Raw genomic sequence first — 17,127 nt, 5'->3', positions numbered from 1 at the left:
CGTGCACCGGCGTCCGACTCACCCGCGCTGGTACGCCCGTTCCTCGGCGGCGTCCCAGGCGGCGGCCGACCCCGAGGGCCGGTACTCGACCGGCTGCTGGGTGGTGCGTAGCAGCCGGCGCATCTCCGGCAGCCCGCCCCCGAGCGCGCCGAGCGCCCGCGCCTGCACCAGCGCGTTGCCCAGCGCCGCTGCCTCCACCGGGCCGGCCAGCACCGGCCGCCCGCAGGCGTCGGCGGTGAGCTGGCACAGCAGCGCGTTGCGCGCTCCGCCGCCGACCAGGTGGACGACGTCGACCTCGCGGCCGGACAGCTCCTCCGCCGCCCGCACCGTGCGCCGGTAGGCCAGCGCGAGGCTGTCGACGATGCAGCGCACCGTCTCGGCCTGACTCTGCGGCGGCGTCTGCCCGGTCTCGGCGCACACCTGCGCGATGCGGGCAGGCACGTCACCGGGTGGCAGGAAGCGGGCGTCGTCGACGTCGACCACCGCCGTGAAGGCCGGCACCCGGGCGGCGGCGGCGAGCAGGTCGGGCAGGTCGGCCGGCAGGCCGTGCGCGGCCCAGGTGCGCAGCGACTCCTGCAGCAGCCACAGGCCCATGACGTTGTGCAGGTAGCGCACCGTGCCGTCGACGCCGAGCTCGTTGGTGAACCCCGCGGCCCGCCCGGCCTCGGACAGCACCGGCTCCTCCAGTTCCACGCCCACCAGCGACCACGTGCCGCAGGAGACGTAGGCGAACCGGTCCCCGCGCGCCGGGACGCCGACCACCGCCGACGCCGTGTCGTGCGACCCGACCGCGACCACCGGCACGTCGCCCAGGCCGGTCTCGGCACGGACGTCGGCGGTGAGCCGGCCGATCTCCTCGCCGGGCTGCACGAGGGCCGGGAGCAGGTCGGGGGGCAGGCCGAGCCGGTCGAGCAGGCCGGTCGCCCACTGCCGCGTCGTCGCGTCGAGCAGCCCGGTGGTGGAGGCGTTGGTGACCTCCGCGCCGCGTGCGCCGGTCAGCCAGTACGCCAGCAGGTCGGGCACCAGCAGCGCCTGGCGCGCGGCGGCGAACCGCGCCGTCCCCCGCATCGCGGCGAGCTGGAACACCGTGTTGAACGGCAGGTGCTGCAGGCCGTTGACGCGGTACAGCTCCTCGGGCGGCACGAGCGCGTGCACTCCGGCCACCGCGGTCTCGTGCCGGGCGTCGCGGTAGTGCACCGGGTTGCCGAGCAGCGCGCCGTCGGCGTCGAGCAGGCCGACGTCGACCGCCCAGCTGTCGATGCCGATGCCGCCGACGTCGCCCTCGCGACCGGCGGCCCGGAGCCCGTCGAGCACCCCGGCGTAGAGGCCCAGGACGTCCCAGTGCAGCGTCCCCGCCGTCCGCACCGGCCGGTTGGGGAAGCGGTGGACCTCGGTGAGGTCCAGCCGCCCGGGGCCCACCCGCGCGACCATCACCCGGCCGCTGGAGGCGCCCAGGTCGACCGCCGCGAGGGCCAGCTCCCGGCTCACGGTTCCGCCTTTATCGCGATAAAGGCTCCCATGTCAGCGCAGGAACGCGGCCGCGACGCCGGAGTCGACCGGGACGTGCAGGCCGGTGGTGCGCGACAGCTCCCCGCCGGTGAGGGCGAAGACGGCGTCGGCCACGTGCTCGGGCAGCACCTCGCGCTTGAGCAGGGTGCGCTGCGCGTAGAACTGGCCCAGCTCCTCCTCCGGCACCCCGTACACCGCGGCGCGCTTGGCGCCCCAGCCGCCGGCGAAGATGCCCGAGCCGCGGACGACGCCGTCGGGGTTGATGCCGTTGACCCGGATCTGGTGCTCGCCGAGCTCGGCGGCCAGCAGCCGGACCTGGTGGGCCTGGTCGGCCTTGGTCGAGGAGTAGGCGATGTTGCTCGGGCCGGCGAAGACGGCGTTCTTCGAGGAGATGTAGACGACGTCGCCGCCCATCCCCTGCCCGATCATGATCCGGGCCGCCTCGCGGGAGACGAGGAAGCTGCCCTTGGCCATGACGTCGTGCTGCAGGTCCCAGTCCTGCTCGGTGGTCTCCAGCAGCGGCTTGGAGATCGACAGGCCGGCGTTGTTGACCACCAGGTCCACGCCGCCGAAGGCGAGCACGGCCGCGCGGAAGGCCTCGGCCACCGCCTCGGCGTCGGAGACGTCGGCGGCCACGCCGATCGCGACGTCGCTGTCGCCGATGCCGGCGGCGGCGTCGGCCGCCTTGGCCAGGTCGAGGTCGGCGACGACGACGCAGGCGCCCTCGCCCGCCAGCCGCTCGGCGATGGCCTTGCCGATGCCGCTCGCCGCGCCGGTCACCAGCGCCACCCGCGACGCCAGCGGCTTGGGCGCCGGCATCCGCTGGAGCTTGGCCTCCTCCAGTGCCCAGTACTCGATGCGGAACTTCTCGGCTTCGTCGATCGGGGCGTAGGTGCTGACCGACTCGGCGCCGCGCATGACGTTGATGGCGTTGACGTAGAACTCGCCGGCCACGCGCGCGGTCTGCTTGTTGGCGCCGAAGCTGAACATGCCCACGCCGGGGACCAGCACGATCGCCGGGTCCGCGCCGCGCATGGCGGGCGAGTCCGGCGTGGCGTGCCGCTGGTAGTAGGCCGCGTACTCGGCGCGGTACTCCTCGTGCAGCTCGCGCAGCCGCGCGACGACGTCCTCCACCGGGGCGCTCGACGGCAGGTCGACGACCATCGGCCGGACCTTGGTGCGCAGGAAGTGGTCGGGGCAGGAGGTGCCCAGCGCGGCGAGGGGCGCGAGCGCCTCCCGCGACAGGAACTCCAGGACGACGTCGGAGTCGGTGAAGTGCCCGACCTGCGGCCGGTCCGTGGACGCCAGGCCGCGGATGACCGGCGCGAGGGCGGCGGCCCTGACCCGGCGCTCGGCCGGCGGCAGCGCCTCGAAGCCGGGGACGACGGCGCCGAACGGCTCGGCCTTCCCGCGCTCGGCGAGGAACGCCTCGGCGGTGCGGATGATCTGCAGCGAGTGCGCCTCGGCCTCCTCGCCGGTGGCGCCCCACGCGGTGATGCCGTGGCCGCCGAGGATGCAGCCGATCGCCTGCGGGTTCTTCTCCTTGACGGCGGCGATGTCGAGGCCGAGCTGGAATCCCGGACGGCGCCACGGCACCCAGACGACGCGGTCGCCGAAGCACTCGCGGGTCAGTGCCTCGCCGTCGGCCGCCGTCGCCAGGGCGATGCCGGAGTCGGGGTGCAGGTGGTCGACGTGGGCGGCGTCGACCAGGCCGTGCATCGCGGTGTCGATCGACGGCGCGGCGCCGCCGCGGCCGTGCAGGCAGAAGTCGAACGCGGCGACCATCTCGTCCTCGCGCTCGACGCCCGGGTAGACGTCGACCAGCGAGCGCAGCCGGTCCAGCCGCAGCACGGCCAGGCCCGCCTCCTCCAGCGTGCCGAGGTCGCCGCCGGAGCCCTTGACCCACAGCAGCTCGACCGGCGTCCCGGTGACCGGGTCGGTCCCGGTGCCCTTGGCGGAGGTGTTGCCGCCGGCGTAGTTGGTGTTGCGCGGGTCGGCGCCCAGCCGGTTGCTCCGGCCCAGCAGCTCACTGACCACGGGGTTCGTCACAGGGGTTGGTTCCTTCCGGGAGGTGAGGGGGAGCCCGTGGCGCTACGGAGGCCCTCGGGGGCCATGAGCGCTACGAAGGCCCCGAGGGGGTCAGGCGCCCCAGGACGCCTGGGTGCCGCCGATGCGCTCGCGGGCGATGCGCTCCTGGTGGCCGGAGCGGGCGTAGGCGGCGTACGGGTCCGCGTCCAGGCCCTTCGACTCGCGCAGCTCGGCGAGCAGGGGGCGGACGTCGGTGGAGAACGCGTCGGTCAGCGCGCCGTGCGCGGCGAGCACGTCACCGGAGCGCTGCGCGGCGGCCAGCGCCTCGCGGTCGACCAGCAGCGCCTTCGCCGTCGCCTCCTGGACGTTCTGCACCGAGCGGATCTGGCCGGGGATCTTCGGCTCGATGTTGTGGCACTGGTCGAGCATGAAGTTGACGCCGGAGTCCGGCCGGAGCGCGTCGGCGGCGACGATCTCGTTCATGATCCGGAACAGCTGGAACGGGTCGGCCGAGCCGACGATGAGGTCGTCGTCGCCGTAGTAGCGCGAGTTGAAGTCGAACGCTCCCAGGCGCCCGGCCCGCAGCAGCTGCATGACGATGAACTCGATGTTGGTGCCCGGCGCGTGGTGGCCGGTGTCCAGGACGACGGTCGCCTGGTCGCCGAGGGCCAGGCAGTGCAGCAGCGAGGTGCCCCAGTCGGGGATGTCCATCGCGTAGAAGTAGGGCTCGTAGAACTTGTACTCGAGCAGCAGCCGCATGCCGGGGTCGAGCTGGGCGTAGACCTGCTGCAGGGAGTCGGCGAGCCGGTCCTGGCGGCCGCGCAGGTCGTCCTGGCCGGCGTAGTTGGTGCCGTCGGGCAGCCACAGCTTCAGGTCGGTGGAGCCGGTGGCGCGCATGACGTCGATGCACTGCGTGTGGTGGGCGATCGCCTTGTCGCGGACGGCCTTCTCCGGGTGGGTCAGCGACCCGAGCCGGTAGTCGTCGTCCTGGAACAGGTTGGAGTTGATCGCGCCGATGGAGACGCCGAGGTCGGCGGCGTGCGCGGCCAGCTTGGAGAAGTCGTCGACGAGGTCCCAGGGGACGTGCAGCGACACCCGCGGCGCGGCGCCGGTGTAGCGGTGCACCTGGGCGGCGTCCTCGATCTTCTCGAACGGGTCGCGGGCGACGCCGGGCTGGCCGAAGACCTTGAAGCGGGTGCCGGAGTTGCCGAACGCCCAGGAGGGCAGCTCGATGGTCTGCTCGGCCAGCGCGGCGAGCGCGGCGGCCCGGAGGTCGGTCACGAGGGGTCTCCAGTCGGTGCGGTGGTGGGTTCGCCGAGCGCCGTGAGCTGGGCGGCGAGGTCGAAGACGAGCGGCAGTCCGGCCTTGCCGGAGCCGTCGCCGGAGACGAAGAAGGGCGCCATGGAGGCCTCCCAGCGGGCGCTCACCTCGGTGGCGTCCACGGCGGCCTGGGCGGCGGCCAGGTCGTCGACGCCGTCGTCGGTCTCCACGACGCCGACCAGCAGGCCGTCGTCGCGGAGGTAGAGCCGGTACTCCCGCCAGCCGGCGTCGCGCAGGGCGCGCAGCATCTCCGGCCAGACGGCGGCGTGCCGCTCGCGGTACTCGGCCAGGCGGTCGGGGCGGACCTGGAGGGTGAAGCAGGCGCGGGGCACGAGGGGGTCTCCTTGCGAGGGGCCCCGGTCCCGCCGCCGCCGGGAGGAGGCGGCGGGACCGGGCGACGGCTCAGAAGTCGAAGTCGTCGATGTTGTCGGCGTTGAAGACCGTCGGCTCGCCCAGCACGATCTCGCCGTCGGCGCCGATCTCGTACTCGCCGAGGTCACCGGCGGTGAAGGACTCGCCCTCGGCACCGGTGATCTGGCCGGCGGCCAGGGCGGCACCGGCGAAGGCGGCCAGGTAGCCCAGGTCCTCGGGGTTCCACAGGGCGAAGGCGGTGACGGTGCCGTCCTGCACGAACTCGCGCATCTGGTTCGGCGTGCCCAGGCCGGTCAGCGCGACCTGGCCCTTGTACTCCGAGCCCGACAGGTAGCGCGCCGCGGCGGAGATGCCCACGGTGGTCGGCGAGATGATGCCCGCGAGGTCCGGGTAGGTCTGCAGCAGGCCCTGGGTCTCCTGGAAGGACTTCTCGTCCTCGTCGTCGCCGTAGACCGTCGCCACGATCTCCATGTCCGGGTACTCCGAGGCGGCGTACTCGGTCATGAGCTCGATCCAGGTGTTCTGGTTCGTGGCGTTCGCCGTCGCCGACAGGATCGCGACCTGGCCCGCGCCGCCGATCTGCTCGGCCATGAGGTCGATCTGCGTCTCCGCGATGCCCTGGGGCGTCGCCTGGTTGATGAAGACGTCGCGGCACTCCGGGCTGGTGTCGGAGTCGAAGGTGACGACGCTGGCACCGCCGCTGCGGGCCTGGTCCAGGGCGCTGCAGATGGCGTTGGGGTCGTTGGCCGACGTGAGGATGACGTCGGCGCCCTGCTGGGTCAGCGTGTTGATGTAGCTGACCTGCGAGGAGGCGCTGGCCTCGGACGGGCCGACCTGGCTGAACTCGCCCTCGAACTCGCCGACGGCCCGCTCCGAGCCGGTGGCGGCGACGTCGAAGTAGGGGTTGTTGAGCTGCTTGGGCAGGAAGGCGATCGCGAGGTCCGCGGGGATCTCGGCGTCCGGGTCCGCGGACGCGCCGGCGGCGTCGCCGCCGGAGCTGCTGCCCTCGTCCTCGCCTCGGGTGGTGCCACCGCAGGCGGCGGTGGTGAGCACGACGGCGGCCACCGCCACGCCGGTCAGGCCACCGCGCAGGCGGCGGCTGGTCAGGAACAGCGACATCGGGTCCCTCTCTTCGGGTGGATGGAGTGGTGGAGCAGGTGGTGCGGTCAGGAGGCCGGTCGGCGACGGGCCAGGCGGCGCTTGACCCGCGCGGTCACCTGCGGGGCGACGACGGCGGTGATCAGCAGGACGCCGGTGACGATGTTGAGGACGTCGGAGGGGACGTTGACCAGCTGCAGGGCGTTGCGCACCGAGGCGAGCAGCAGCGCGCCGGCGATGACGCCGAGCAGCCCGCCGCTGCCGCCGAAGATCGACACCCCGCCGAGCAGGATGGCCGCGATGACCTGCAGCTCCAGGCCGGTGGCGTTGTCGGCGCGGGCACTGCCGTAGCGGAGCGTCCAGTAGACGCCGCCGAGCGCGCTGACGACGCCGGTGACCACGAACAGCCACAGCTTGGTGCGGGCGACGTCGATGCCGCTGAAGCGGGCGGCGTCCTCGCTGTTGCCCATGGCGTACAGCGACCGCCCCACCGGGGTGGCGTGCAGGACGACCGCGGTGACGACGACGAGCACGAGCAGCGGGACCACGACCGTCGGGATGCCGGTCGTGCCGATCGAGCTGATCGCCCACGTCGTCCAGGCCCGCGGGAAGTCGGCCACCGCCTGGTCGCCGAGGACGACGAAGGCCAGCCCGCGGTAGAGCGCCAGCGTGCCGATCGTGACCGCCAGCGAGGGCAGGCCGAGGCGGGTCACCAGGAACCCGTTGACCGCGCCGAGCACCGCGCCGAGCACGAGCACCAGCGGGACGATCGCCTCCAGCGGCAGGCCCGCGATCCACAGCTGGCCCATCACCGCGCTGGACAGGCCCACGGTGCTGGCCACCGACAGGTCGATCTCGCCGGTGACCACCACGAGCGTCAGCGGCAGGGCGATGAGCGCGATGACGACGACGTCGAGCAGCAGGAAGCCGGCGTTGCGGGTGGACGCGAAGCCCTCCACCGAGAACGCGGCGACGACGAGGAAGAGCACGAGGAACGTGGTGATGACGCTGCCCGAGGGCAGGGCCAGCCCGCGGCGGGCGGGCGCGGCGGCCGCCGGGGCGGCCGGTGCGGGTGCGGTGTCGACGGTCATCGGCGTGCGTTCCTCCCCCGGAGACGGGCGGCCAGGCGCAGCTGCAGCGCCCGGTCCAGTGCGATGGCGCCGAGGATCAGCGCGCCGACGGCGGCGTCCCGCCAGAACGGGTCCAGGCCCAGCTGCGGGAGCGCGGTGCCGATCGTGGTGAGCAGCAGCGCGCCGAGCGCGGCGCCGTAGACCGAGCCGCTGCCGCCGAAGATGGCGACCCCGCCGACGACCGCGGCGGCCACGACGAACAGCTCCTGACCGGTGCCGGCCGTGGTGTCCAGCGTCTGGAACCGGGCGGCGTAGAGCACGCCGGCCAGCCCCGCGAGGGCGCCGTTGACGACGAAGGCGGTGAGCACCCGCTTGCCGACGGGGATGCCCGAGAGCCGCGCGGCCTCCGGCGCCGAGCCGATGCCGTAGAGCTCGCGGCCGCTGCGGAAGGTGCGCAGGTGGTACCCGACCAACACGACGACGACGACGGCGACGAGGAACAGCACCGGGACGCCGAGCAGCCGGGCGCCGCCGAGGGACTTGAACCCGCTGGGCAGGTCTGCGGCGTTGATCTGCAGCCGGTCGGAGCTGGAGGCCCACAGCGAGTCCAGCCCGCGGAAGGCGTAGAGCGTGCCGAGGGTGACCACCAGGGAGGGCACCCCGGCGACGGCGACGATCGCACCGTTGAGCAGGCCGCACACCGCGCCGACCGCCATGCCGGCCAGCACCACGACGACCACCGGGGTGCCGGGCGCGACCACCATCAGCGTGCCCGAGGCGTAGGCCGACAGGCCGAGCACCGAGCCGACCGAGAGGTCGACGTTGCGGGTGATGATCACCATCGTCTGCCCGGCGGCGAGCACGGTGAGGATCGCGGCCGACAGCAGCAGGTCGCGGACGTTCTGCCCGGACAGGAACCGCGGGTTGGCGATGACGGTGACGACGACCAGCAGGACCAGCGCGGCGAGGATGCCGAGCTCGCGGGCGAGGACCAGTCGCTGGACCAGCGCGGCGCCGCGGCGGCCGCTGCGCTCGGGCGCGGCGAGCTCCTCGGGCAGCGGCGCGGGCTTCGTGAGGGGCGCGCTCACCGGACACCCCCGGGAGCGACGGCGCCCTGACCGGTCGCGGCCAGCATCACGCTGTCCTCGTCGGCGCGGGCGCGGGGGATGTCGTCGACGAGGCGGCCCTCGGAGACGACGAGGACGCGGTCGGCCATGCCGAGCACCTCCGGGAGCTCGCTGGACACCATGACGACTGCCAGGCCCTCGGCGGCCAGCTGCGAGAGCAGCCGGTGCACCTCGGACTTGGTGCCGACGTCGATGCCGCGGGTGGGCTCGTCGACGACCAGCACCGTGGGCTCGGTCGACAGCCACTTGGCCAGGACGACCTTCTGCTGGTTGCCGCCCGACAGCGTGGACACCGGGTCGGAGAGCTTACCGGCCTTGACCTGCAGGCGCTGCGACCACTCCGCGGCCGAGGCGCGCTCGGCGCGCGAGCTGAGCAGCCCGCCCCTGGCCAGCTTCCAGCGCCGGGTCAGCGTGGCGTTCCTCTCGACCGACAGCTCCATGACCAGCCCCTGCTGGCGGCGGTCCTCGGGGACCAGCGCGATGCCGGCGGCCATCGCCGCGGCCGGGTCGCCCTTCCTCAGCGCCTTGCCGGACACCCGGACCGAGCCGGCGTCGTAGGGGTCGATGCCGAAGACCGCGCGGACGATCTCGCTGCGGCCGGCGCCGACCAGCCCGGCCAGCGCCACGATCTCCCCGGCCCGCACGTCGAAGGAGACGTCGGAGAAGACGCCGCGGCGGGTCAGCCCGCGCACCTCGAGCACGACCTCGCCGGGCGCGACCTCGGTCTTGGGGAACAGCGAGGACACCTCGCGGCCGACCATCCGGCGGACCACCTGGTCGACGGTGAGGTCGCGGGCGAGGTCGGTGGAGACCCACTGCCCGTCGCGCATGACGGTGATCCGGTCGCAGAGGTCGAACACCTCGTCGAAGCGGTGGGAGATGAACAGCACCGCGGCACCCGAGGCGCGCAGCGACCGGGCGACGGCGAACAGCCGCTCCACCTCGACGCCGGACAGCGCCGCCGTGGGCTCGTCCATGACCAGGACCCGCGCGTCGAACGACAGGGCCTTGGCGATCTCGACCATCTGCTGGTCGGCGATCGACAGGCCGCGCGCGGGGCGGTCGGGGTCGAGGGCGACGCCGAGCCGCTCGAACAGCGCCCGGCAGCGCTCGGCGAGGCCGCGGCGGTCGATGCGGCGGCCGGACAGCAGCGGCTGGCGGCCCATGAAGATGTTCTCCGCGACCGACAGGTCCGGGAACAGCGTGGGCTCCTGGTAGATGACCGCGATGCCGGCGGCCCGCGCCGCGGCCGGGTCGGCCAGGGTCACCGGTTGCCCGTCGAGCAGCACGCGGCCGGTGTCGGGGCCGTGCACCCCGGCGAGGACCTTCACCAGCGTCGACTTGCCGGCACCGTTCTCGCCGACCAGCGCGTGGGCCTCCCCCGCGCGCAGCTCGAGCCGCGCGCCGCGCAGCGCGGCGACCGCGCCGAAGCTCTTGCCGACGTCCTCGAGGGCGAGCACCACCTGCCCTGCCGCCGGCGGCGCCGAGGGCACCGGGGCGTGGTCCACGACGACCACCTCCGTTATGAAACGATTCAGACGACTTGTGGCGCAGACCATAGGATGGCGTTCCGAGACCTGTCAATGACCGGATGCGCCGTCGTCGTCAGTCATTGACACGTTTCAGTCCACCGGCGACCATCGGAGCCGGACGGTGTCCCCCGTCACCACCCCACCCGCCGCGAGGAGGACGCCGTGCCCGCGAGCATCCGCGACGTCGCCGAGCGCGCCGGCGTCTCGGTCGGGACGGTGAGCAACGTCCTCAACCGCCCCGAGGTGGTCAGCGAGCACACCCGCGAACGGGTCCTCGACGCCATCGCCGCGCTCGGCTTCGTGCGCAACGAGTCGGCCCGCCACCTGCGCGCCGGGCACAGCCGCACCATCGGCCTGGTCGTCCTCGACATCGCCAACCCGTTCTTCACCGACGTCGCCCGCGGCGTGGACGACGTCGTCGACCCGGCCGGCCTCGCGGTGATCCTGTGCAACTCCGACGACCGCCCGGAGAAGGAGTCCGCCCACCTCGACGTGCTCGCCGAGCAGCGGGTGCAGGGCGTGCTCATCACCCCGACCGCGGAGCTGTCCCCGCACCTGGACTCGCTGCGCCGTCGCGGGATCCCGGTGGTGCTGGTCGACCGGCGCGCGCCCACGCCCGACCAGTGCGCCGTCGCCGTCGACGACGTCCTCGGGGGCCGACTGGCCGCCGAGCACCTGCTCGAGCGCGGGCACCGGCGGATCGCCTTCATCGGCGGCGCGTCGGGCCTGCCCCAGGTGCAGGAGCGGCACGCCGGCGTCGCCGCCGCCGTCCGGGAGGCCACCGGGGACGACGACGCGCTGCTGGTCCTCTCCCCCGAGCACCTCACCGTCGCCGGCGGCCGCGAGGCCGCGGCCCGCATCGTCGGGCTGCCCGCGGCCCGCCGGCCCACCGCCGCGGTCTGCGCCAACGACCTGCTGGCCCTCGGCGTGCTGCAGGAGATGGTCCGCCAGGGCGTGCGCGTCCCCGAGGACTTCGCCATCGTGGGCTACGACGACATCGACTTCGCCGCGGCCGCCGCGGTGCCCCTGACCTCGGTGCGCAAGCCGCGTGCGGCGCTGGGGTCGCGGGCCGCGGAGCTGCTGCTGGACGAGGCGCGCGGCGAGGGGCACGTGCACGTGCAGGAGGTCTTCGAGCCCACGCTGGTGGTGCGCGAGTCGAGCATGGCCTTCCGCGACAGGACGGCCGACCGGGAGGGAGCCCAGTGAGGGTCGCGCTCTTCGCCACCTGCCTGGTGGACACGATGGTGCCGCAGGTCGCCCGGGCCACGGCGACGCTGCTGGAGCGCCTCGGCCACGAGGTGGTCGTGCCGCCGACGCAGGCCTGCTGCGGGCAGATGCACGTCAACACCGGCTACCGGCGCGAGGCGGTGCCGATCGTCGCCAACCACGTGCGGGCGTTCGCCGGCGCGGAGGTGGTCGTGGCGCCGTCGGGGTCGTGCGTGGCCTCGATCCACCACCAGCAGGCGATGGTCGCCCGCCGCGCCGGGGAGCACGCGCTGGCCGACGAGGCCGAGGCGCTGGCCGCGCGCACGTACGAGCTGTCGCAGTTCCTCGTCGACGTGCTCGGGGTGGTCGACGTCGGTGCCTACTACCCGCACCGGGTCACCTACCACCCGACCTGCCACTCGCTGCGCCTGCTGCGGGTCGGCGACCGGCCGCTGCAGCTGCTGCGCGCCGTCCGCGGCCTGGACCTGGCGGAGCTGCCCGGCGCGGAGTCCTGCTGCGGCTTCGGCGGCACCTTCGCGGTCAAGAACGCCGACACCTCGACGGCGATGCTGACGGACAAGATGGCCGACGTGCTGTCCACGCACGCCGAGGTCTGCACCGCCGGCGACTCCTCGTGCCTGATGCACATCGGCGGCGGGCTGTCGCGGCTGCGCTCGGGCACGCGGACGGTGCACCTGGCCGAGATCCTCGCCTCGACGGAGGAGAACGTGTCCCCCACCCAGACCACCGCCCCCGCGGTCCCGGCCTGAGCCGGCAGAGATGGCCATTCCTGCCGCCCCCTCCGGGCCGACGCCGCTGGCTCCCGGCGCCCCCCGCTCCGGGACGACGTTCCTCGGCCTGCCGACCGCCCCCCGGGGTGTCGGCCACCTGCGTGGCACGCAGTCCTTCCCCGACGCCGCCCGCACCGCGCTGCGCGACGGGCAGCTGCGCGCCAACCTCGGCCGCGCCACGACGACGATCCGCGGCAAGCGCGCCGCCGTCGTCGCCGAGGTGCCGCACTGGGAGCAGCTGCGCCAGGCCGGCAAGGCGCTCAAGGCCGCGACCATGGCCCGCCTCGACGAGCACCTCGAGGAGCTCGAGCGGCAGGTCACCGCGCGCGGCGGCACCGTGCACTGGGCGCGCGACGCCACCGAGGCCAACCGCATCGTCACCGAGCTGGTGCGGGCCACCGGCAGCGACGAGGTGGTCAAGGTCAAGTCGATGGCCACCCAGGAGATCGGTCTCAACGAGGCGCTCGAGGCCGCCGGCATCGCGGCGATCGAGACCGACCTGGCCGAGCTGATCGTGCAGCTGGGCGAGGACTCCCCCAGCCACATCCTCGTGCCGGCCATCCACAAGAACCGCTCGGAGATCCGCGAGATCTTCAGCCGCACCATCCCCGGCGTCGACCCGGGGCTGACCGACGACCCGCGGCAGCTGGCGATGGCCGCCCGGACGCACCTGCGCGAGCGGTTCCTGCGCGCCCGGGTCGCGGTCAGCGGGGTCAACTTCGCCGTCGCCGAGACCGGCACGCTCGCCGTCGTCGAGAGCGAGGGCAACGGCCGGATGTGCCTGACCCTGCCGCAGACGCTCATCACCGTCATGGGCATCGAGAAGGTCGTGCCGCGCTGGGAGGACCTCGGGGTCTTCCTGCAGCTGCTCCCCCGCTCCTCCACCGGCGAGCGGATGAACCCCTACACCTCGACGTGGGCCGGCGTGACCCCCGGCGACGGGCCGCAGGAGTTCCACCTCGTGCTGCTCGACAACGGCCGGACGGCGGTGCTCGCCGACGAGGTGGGCCGCGAGGCGCTGCACTGCATCCGGTGCTCGGCCTGCCTCAACGTCTGCCCGGTGTACGAGCGCGCCGGCGGGCACGCCTACGGCTCGGTCTACCCCGGCCCGATCGGTGCGGTGCTGTCCCCGCAGCTCACCGGTGTCGAGGACAACGCCTCGCTGCCGTACGCGTCGTCGCTGTGCGGCGCCTGCTACGACGTCTGCCCGGTGGCCATCGACATCCCCTCGATCCTCGTGCACCTGCGCGCCGAGCACGTTGAGGCGCAGCCGCGGCCCACCGCCGAGGCGGTCGCCTTCCGCGGCCTGTCCCGGGTGATGAGCAACCCGCGGCTGTGGCACCTCGCCCAGCGCGCCGCCGGGCTGGGCCGGTTCCTCGCCCGCGGGAAGCCGGCGCTTCCGGCCGTCCTGCCGCCGCCGGCCAGCGCCTGGACCCGCACCCGCGACCTGCCCACCCCGCCGGGGCGGTCGTTCGTGCAGCAGTGGACGGAGGAGCACCGGAGGTGAGCGGGCTCGCGAGCTCACCCATGGACGGAGCAGCGCCGCGGACGCGGCCGACGAGCTCCAGCGAGGAGGCCTCGTGAGCGCCCGCGAGGAGGTGCTCGGCCGGATCCGCACGGCGCTGGGCACCACCCGTCCCGTCGTGGACGTCCCGCCGGTCCCGGGGCCACGCTCGCCGGCCCCGGCCGAGCTGCTCGACCTGCTCGCCGAGCGGGTGGAGGACTACCGCGCCACGGTGCTGCGCTGCGCGCCGGAGGAGATCGGCGCCACCGTGGTCCGGGGGCTCGACGCGGCACTCGGCACCGGATGGGCGCCCGGCGGCGTCGTCGTCGCCCCGGGGGTCCCGGCCGCCTGGCGGCCCGCCGGCGCTCCGGAGGACGACGGCCGGCCCGCCGTCGAGCTGGCCGCCTTCGCCGCGACGCTGACCGGCGTGGCGACGGCGGTGGCCGAGACCGGCACCCTCGTCCTCGACGGCTCGCCGCTGTCGGGACGGCGGGCCCTGTCGCTGCTCCCCGACGTGCTGGTGTGCGTCGTGGAGGCCGCCCAGGTGGTCCCCGACCTCCCCGACGCGCTGGCCCGGCTCGACCCGGTCGCCCCGCTCACGATGGTCAGCGGCCCCTCGGCGACGTCGGACATCGAGCTGCAGCGCGTCGAGGGCGTGCACGGCCCCCGGACGCTGGTCGTCGTCCTGGCCGGTTGAGGCGCCCGTCGTCGACCTGCAGCGTCAGTCCAGGGGCTCGGGGTACTGCGCGACCACCGCAGCCATGTCGAGCGCGCGGACGGTCGCGAGCAGCAGGTCGACGGAGTCCTCCGGGAGCCAGCCGGGCTCGGCGAACACCAGGACACCGTCGCGGTAGACCATCAGCGTGGGCGCCGAGCGCACCCCGAGGTCCGCGGCCAGCGCCTCCTCCACCTGGGTGTCGACGGCGGCGAAGATCAGGTCCGGGTGGCGGGCCGCGACGGCGGCGAGCACCGCGCTGAACGCCCCGCTCGAGCCCGACAGCGCCGAGCGGAAGTCGACCACCACGATGCCCGGGCCCGAGACCGTCGCGGCGTAGTCGGCGGCCCCGAGCGTCCTCATCCCGTTGGTGTACCCATCGTTGGGGCACCACGCATCTAGCATCGGGGGATGCACTCCGTCGACGCCGTCCCGGCCGGCACCGATCCGGACGTCCCCGACCCCCTGGCCCTCGAGCGCCAGGTGTGCTTCGCGCTGTCGGTGGCCGCGCGCAACGTCGTCGGGGTCTACCGGCGGTTCCTCGAGCCGATGGGCCTGACCCATCCCCAGTACCTCGTGATGCTGGCGCTGTGGCAGCACGGACCGCGGTCGGTGAAGGACCTCTCCCGGCTGCTGCAACTGGACCCGGGCACGCTCTCGCCCCTGGTCAAGCGGCTGGAGTCGGCCGGCCTGGTCCGTCGCGACCGTGACCCGCGGGACGAGCGGGCGCTGGCCATCGCCCTGACCGACCGGGGACGTGCGCTGCGCGCTCGGGCCGAGGCCATCCCGGCCGGGATCGTGGAGAACCTCGGGATGCCGCTGGAGGACCTGCAGGCACTGCACGGCGCCCTCACCCGGGTCATCGACGCCTCGCAGTCCGCCCTCGAGACCGACGCGACACCGTGATTGGTACCCCAATCATTGGTGCACACATCGTTAGTGGCGTAGACAGGAGTCATGCAGCCCGACCAGGAAGACCCCCCGCGGGTGCGGCCCGGCCCCCTGCGGTGGATCGCCTACGCGCTGGGCACCGGGCTCCCCGAGCGGCACCGCACCTGGGTCCTGTACGACACGACGACGCGCACCTGGGTGTGGCGGCACGTGACCCGCACGCTGGTCCAGCTCACCGTGCCGATCGCCCTGGTCCTGCTGCTGGTCCCGGGCGCCTTCTGGATCCGCGCGATGGCCGCGCTCGGCGGGCTGATCCTCGGGATGGCCTTCTCCCTCGCCTACATGACCGAGGTCGCGGAGAACCGGGTGAAGAAGGCCGGGTACGCCCCCGGCTCGGCCCAGGCCGTGCGCGACCAGGCGACCCGGGAGCGCGAGGTCCTCGACTCCGAGCGGCGGCGGGCCGCGGCCGCGAAGCGGGCGACCCGGTACCGCGACCGCCGCGCCCGCTGACCTCCGCGTCCGCACCGACCTGCGGATCCGGGGGTGAGCGCTGCCGTACGCTCCGTACCCGGCGCCCGGACCGAGGGGGCCGGGACGGAGCGGGAGTGAGTGGACCCAGGGAGGACGGGGCCGTCGACGCCGAGCGCGACCGCTACCGCTACCTCGCCGAGGTCACCGAGTCCCTGTCGCACAGTCTCGACACCGGGACCGCCGCCGACCAGCTCGCCCGCCTCGTGGTCCCGCGCCTGGCCGACTGGGCGACCGTCACCGTCCTCGCCGCCGACGGCGCACCGGGCAGCTCGGCCCGCGCACACCGCGACCCCGGCCGCCTCGCCGACGTCGACACCTACCTCGCCGGCCGCATCACCGCGCCGCGCGACCACGACGCCCTCGCCGCCGTCCTGCGCGACGGGGAGCCGGTGAACCTGCGCGCCGTCGAGCCGGACCTGGGGCCGGAGTCGCTGCCGCAGGGTCCGGTGCGCGCCGCCTGGGAGCGGCTGGACCCGCAGTCGAGCCTGTTCGTCCCGCTGCAGGCCCGCGGTTCGGCGTTCGGCGTCCTGTCGCTGGTGCGCTGCGGGGACCGTCCGCCGGCCGGGCCGGACGACGTCGCTCTCGCCGTCGAGGTCGCCCGCCGCGGGGCGCTGGCACTGGACAACGCCCGCCTGTACGGCCGGCAGGTCCGCGTCGCCGAGACGCTGCAGCACAGCCTGCTGTCCCCGCCGACGCAGCCCGCGGGCCTCGAGATCGCCGTCCGCTACCGGCCCGCCGTCTCCCTGGACCTGGTCGGCGGCGACTGGTACGACGCGTTCGACCGGCCCGACGGCGCGACCGTCCTGGTGATCGGCGACGTGGCCGGCCACGGGGTGGAGGCCGCGGCGGCGATGGCCCAGCTGCGCAGCGCCGTCCGGACGCTGGCCTACGACTCCCCCGAGGGCCCGGCCGGCACGCTCGACCGGGTCGACCGGGTGCTCGCCGGCCTGCACGTCGGGACGCTGGCCACCGCACTGGTCGCCCACCTGCTGCCGCTCCCGGACGGCGCGCCCGGTCACCTGCTGCGCTGGTCGTCGGCCGGCCACCTCCCGCCGCTGGTGCTCGGCGCCGACGACCGCGTGCGGCTGCTCGAGACGCGGCCCGAGCGTCTGCTGGGCGCCGACGAGTTCGCCGTGCGCACCGACCACGAGTCGGCGCTGTGCCCCGGCGACACGCTGGTGCTGGTCACCGACGGGCTGGTCGAGGTCGGCCGGCAGGGCATCGACGAGGGTCTCGCCGGCGCCGCCGAGGCACTGTCCGGGCTCGCGGGGCTCACGGCGGACGCGGTGTGCGACCGGCTGCTGGCCCGGGTGCTCCCCGAGAGCACCGACGACGACGTCGCCGTGCTCGCCGTCCGCGTCCTCCCCTCCTAGCGGCGCTCGCCGCCGGACGTCGAGCTGCGGTCGCCTCGGGACGAGGACGACGACCGCAGG

At 74.4% G+C, this 17,127-nt stretch carries 16 protein-coding genes; 7 read left to right on the top strand and 9 right to left on the bottom strand.

From position 1 onward, the window contains the following. Positions 1 to 18: 18 nt before the first annotated feature. From HLV61_RS02695 to HLV61_RS02660, 8 genes are all read right to left on the bottom strand, one after another. Positions 19 to 1,488 (bottom strand): rhamnulokinase, encoded by a 1,470-nt coding sequence (locus HLV61_RS02695; RefSeq protein WP_369252698.1) that lies wholly within the window; start codon positions 1,486 to 1,488, stop codon positions 19 to 21. Positions 1,489 to 1,521: 33 nt separating this feature from the next. Beyond that, the gene (locus HLV61_RS02690) at positions 1,522 to 3,558 is read right to left on the bottom strand and encodes a bifunctional aldolase/short-chain dehydrogenase (protein ID WP_369252696.1); all 2,037 of its coding nucleotides are present in this window, start codon (positions 3,556 to 3,558) and stop codon (positions 1,522 to 1,524) included. Positions 3,559 to 3,648: 90 nt separating this feature from the next. After that, positions 3,649 to 4,818, bottom strand: a complete 1,170-nt coding sequence (gene rhaI / locus HLV61_RS02685; protein WP_369252694.1) for an L-rhamnose isomerase — start codon at positions 4,816 to 4,818, stop codon at positions 3,649 to 3,651. Further along, positions 4,815 to 5,189 carry an L-rhamnose mutarotase gene (locus HLV61_RS02680; protein WP_369252692.1) on the bottom strand — a complete coding sequence of 125 codons (375 nt, stop codon included), beginning with the start codon at positions 5,187 to 5,189 and terminating at the stop codon, positions 4,815 to 4,817. The genes rhaI and HLV61_RS02680 overlap by 4 nt, the downstream gene beginning before the upstream one ends. Before the next feature lie 70 nt (positions 5,190 to 5,259). Then, the gene (gene rhaS, locus HLV61_RS02675; protein ID WP_369252690.1) at positions 5,260 to 6,348 is read right to left on the bottom strand and encodes a rhamnose ABC transporter substrate-binding protein; all 1,089 of its coding nucleotides are present in this window, start codon (positions 6,346 to 6,348) and stop codon (positions 5,260 to 5,262) included. Between the two features lie 47 nt (positions 6,349 to 6,395). Continuing rightward, entirely contained in the window at positions 6,396 to 7,418 is a 1,023-nt protein-coding gene (locus HLV61_RS02670) for an ABC transporter permease (protein ID WP_369252688.1), read from the bottom strand. Then, positions 7,415 to 8,485, bottom strand: coding sequence for an ABC transporter permease (locus tag HLV61_RS02665; protein ID WP_369252686.1), 1,071 nt, complete (start codon positions 8,483 to 8,485; stop codon positions 7,415 to 7,417). Before HLV61_RS02665 ends, HLV61_RS02670 begins: the two co-directional genes overlap by 4 nt. Beyond that, positions 8,482 to 10,032: a sugar ABC transporter ATP-binding protein gene (locus HLV61_RS02660; RefSeq protein ID WP_369252684.1), complete on the bottom strand. Its 1,551-nt coding sequence runs from the start codon at positions 10,030 to 10,032 to the stop codon at positions 8,482 to 8,484. Before HLV61_RS02660 ends, HLV61_RS02665 begins: the two co-directional genes overlap by 4 nt. A gap of 186 nt (positions 10,033 to 10,218) precedes the next feature. Between HLV61_RS02660 and HLV61_RS02655 the strand changes: the two genes are divergently transcribed. The 4 genes from HLV61_RS02655 (at position 10,219) to HLV61_RS02640 (ending at position 14,254) form a co-directional block, all read left to right on the top strand. Then, the gene (locus HLV61_RS02655; protein ID WP_369252682.1) at positions 10,219 to 11,262 is read left to right on the top strand and encodes a LacI family DNA-binding transcriptional regulator; all 1,044 of its coding nucleotides are present in this window, start codon (positions 10,219 to 10,221) and stop codon (positions 11,260 to 11,262) included. After that, a complete protein-coding gene (locus tag HLV61_RS02650; protein ID WP_369252680.1) occupies positions 11,259 to 12,032 on the top strand; it encodes a (Fe-S)-binding protein in 774 nt (257 codons plus the stop codon). Before HLV61_RS02655 ends, HLV61_RS02650 begins: the two co-directional genes overlap by 4 nt. Before the next feature lie 10 nt (positions 12,033 to 12,042). Then, positions 12,043 to 13,560, top strand: a complete 1,518-nt coding sequence (locus tag HLV61_RS02645) for a LutB/LldF family L-lactate oxidation iron-sulfur protein (RefSeq protein ID WP_369252678.1) — start codon at positions 12,043 to 12,045, stop codon at positions 13,558 to 13,560. 73 nt (positions 13,561 to 13,633) lie between these two features. Further along, positions 13,634 to 14,254 (top strand): LutC/YkgG family protein, encoded by a 621-nt coding sequence (locus HLV61_RS02640; RefSeq protein ID WP_369252676.1) that lies wholly within the window; start codon positions 13,634 to 13,636, stop codon positions 14,252 to 14,254. Between the two features lie 24 nt (positions 14,255 to 14,278). Here HLV61_RS02640 and HLV61_RS02635 read toward each other — a convergent pair whose 3' ends face one another. Next, positions 14,279 to 14,635, bottom strand: coding sequence for a thioredoxin family protein (locus HLV61_RS02635; protein ID WP_369252674.1), 357 nt, complete (start codon positions 14,633 to 14,635; stop codon positions 14,279 to 14,281). A 48-nt stretch (positions 14,636 to 14,683) separates the two neighbouring features. On the opposite strand from HLV61_RS02635, the gene HLV61_RS02630 reads away from it, so the two are divergent. From HLV61_RS02630 to HLV61_RS02620, 3 genes are all read left to right on the top strand, one after another. After that, positions 14,684 to 15,178: a MarR family winged helix-turn-helix transcriptional regulator gene (locus HLV61_RS02630; RefSeq protein WP_369252671.1), complete on the top strand. Its 495-nt coding sequence runs from the start codon at positions 14,684 to 14,686 to the stop codon at positions 15,176 to 15,178. Positions 15,179 to 15,229: 51 nt separating this feature from the next. Further along, entirely contained in the window at positions 15,230 to 15,673 is a 444-nt protein-coding gene (locus tag HLV61_RS02625; RefSeq protein WP_369252669.1) for a DUF5313 family protein, read from the top strand. A gap of 95 nt (positions 15,674 to 15,768) precedes the next feature. Then, positions 15,769 to 17,067 carry a PP2C family protein-serine/threonine phosphatase gene (locus HLV61_RS02620; RefSeq protein ID WP_369252667.1) on the top strand — a complete coding sequence of 433 codons (1,299 nt, stop codon included), beginning with the start codon at positions 15,769 to 15,771 and terminating at the stop codon, positions 17,065 to 17,067. The last annotated feature ends 60 nt before the right edge of the window (positions 17,068 to 17,127 follow it).

The sequence above is a fragment of the Geodermatophilus amargosae genome (assembly GCF_041028265.1).
Lineage (GTDB): Bacteria > Actinomycetota > Actinomycetes > Mycobacteriales > Geodermatophilaceae > Geodermatophilus > Geodermatophilus amargosae_A.
Note: the sequence above shows the minus strand (reverse complement) of the source record. Positions and strands in the feature narration are given on the sequence as shown.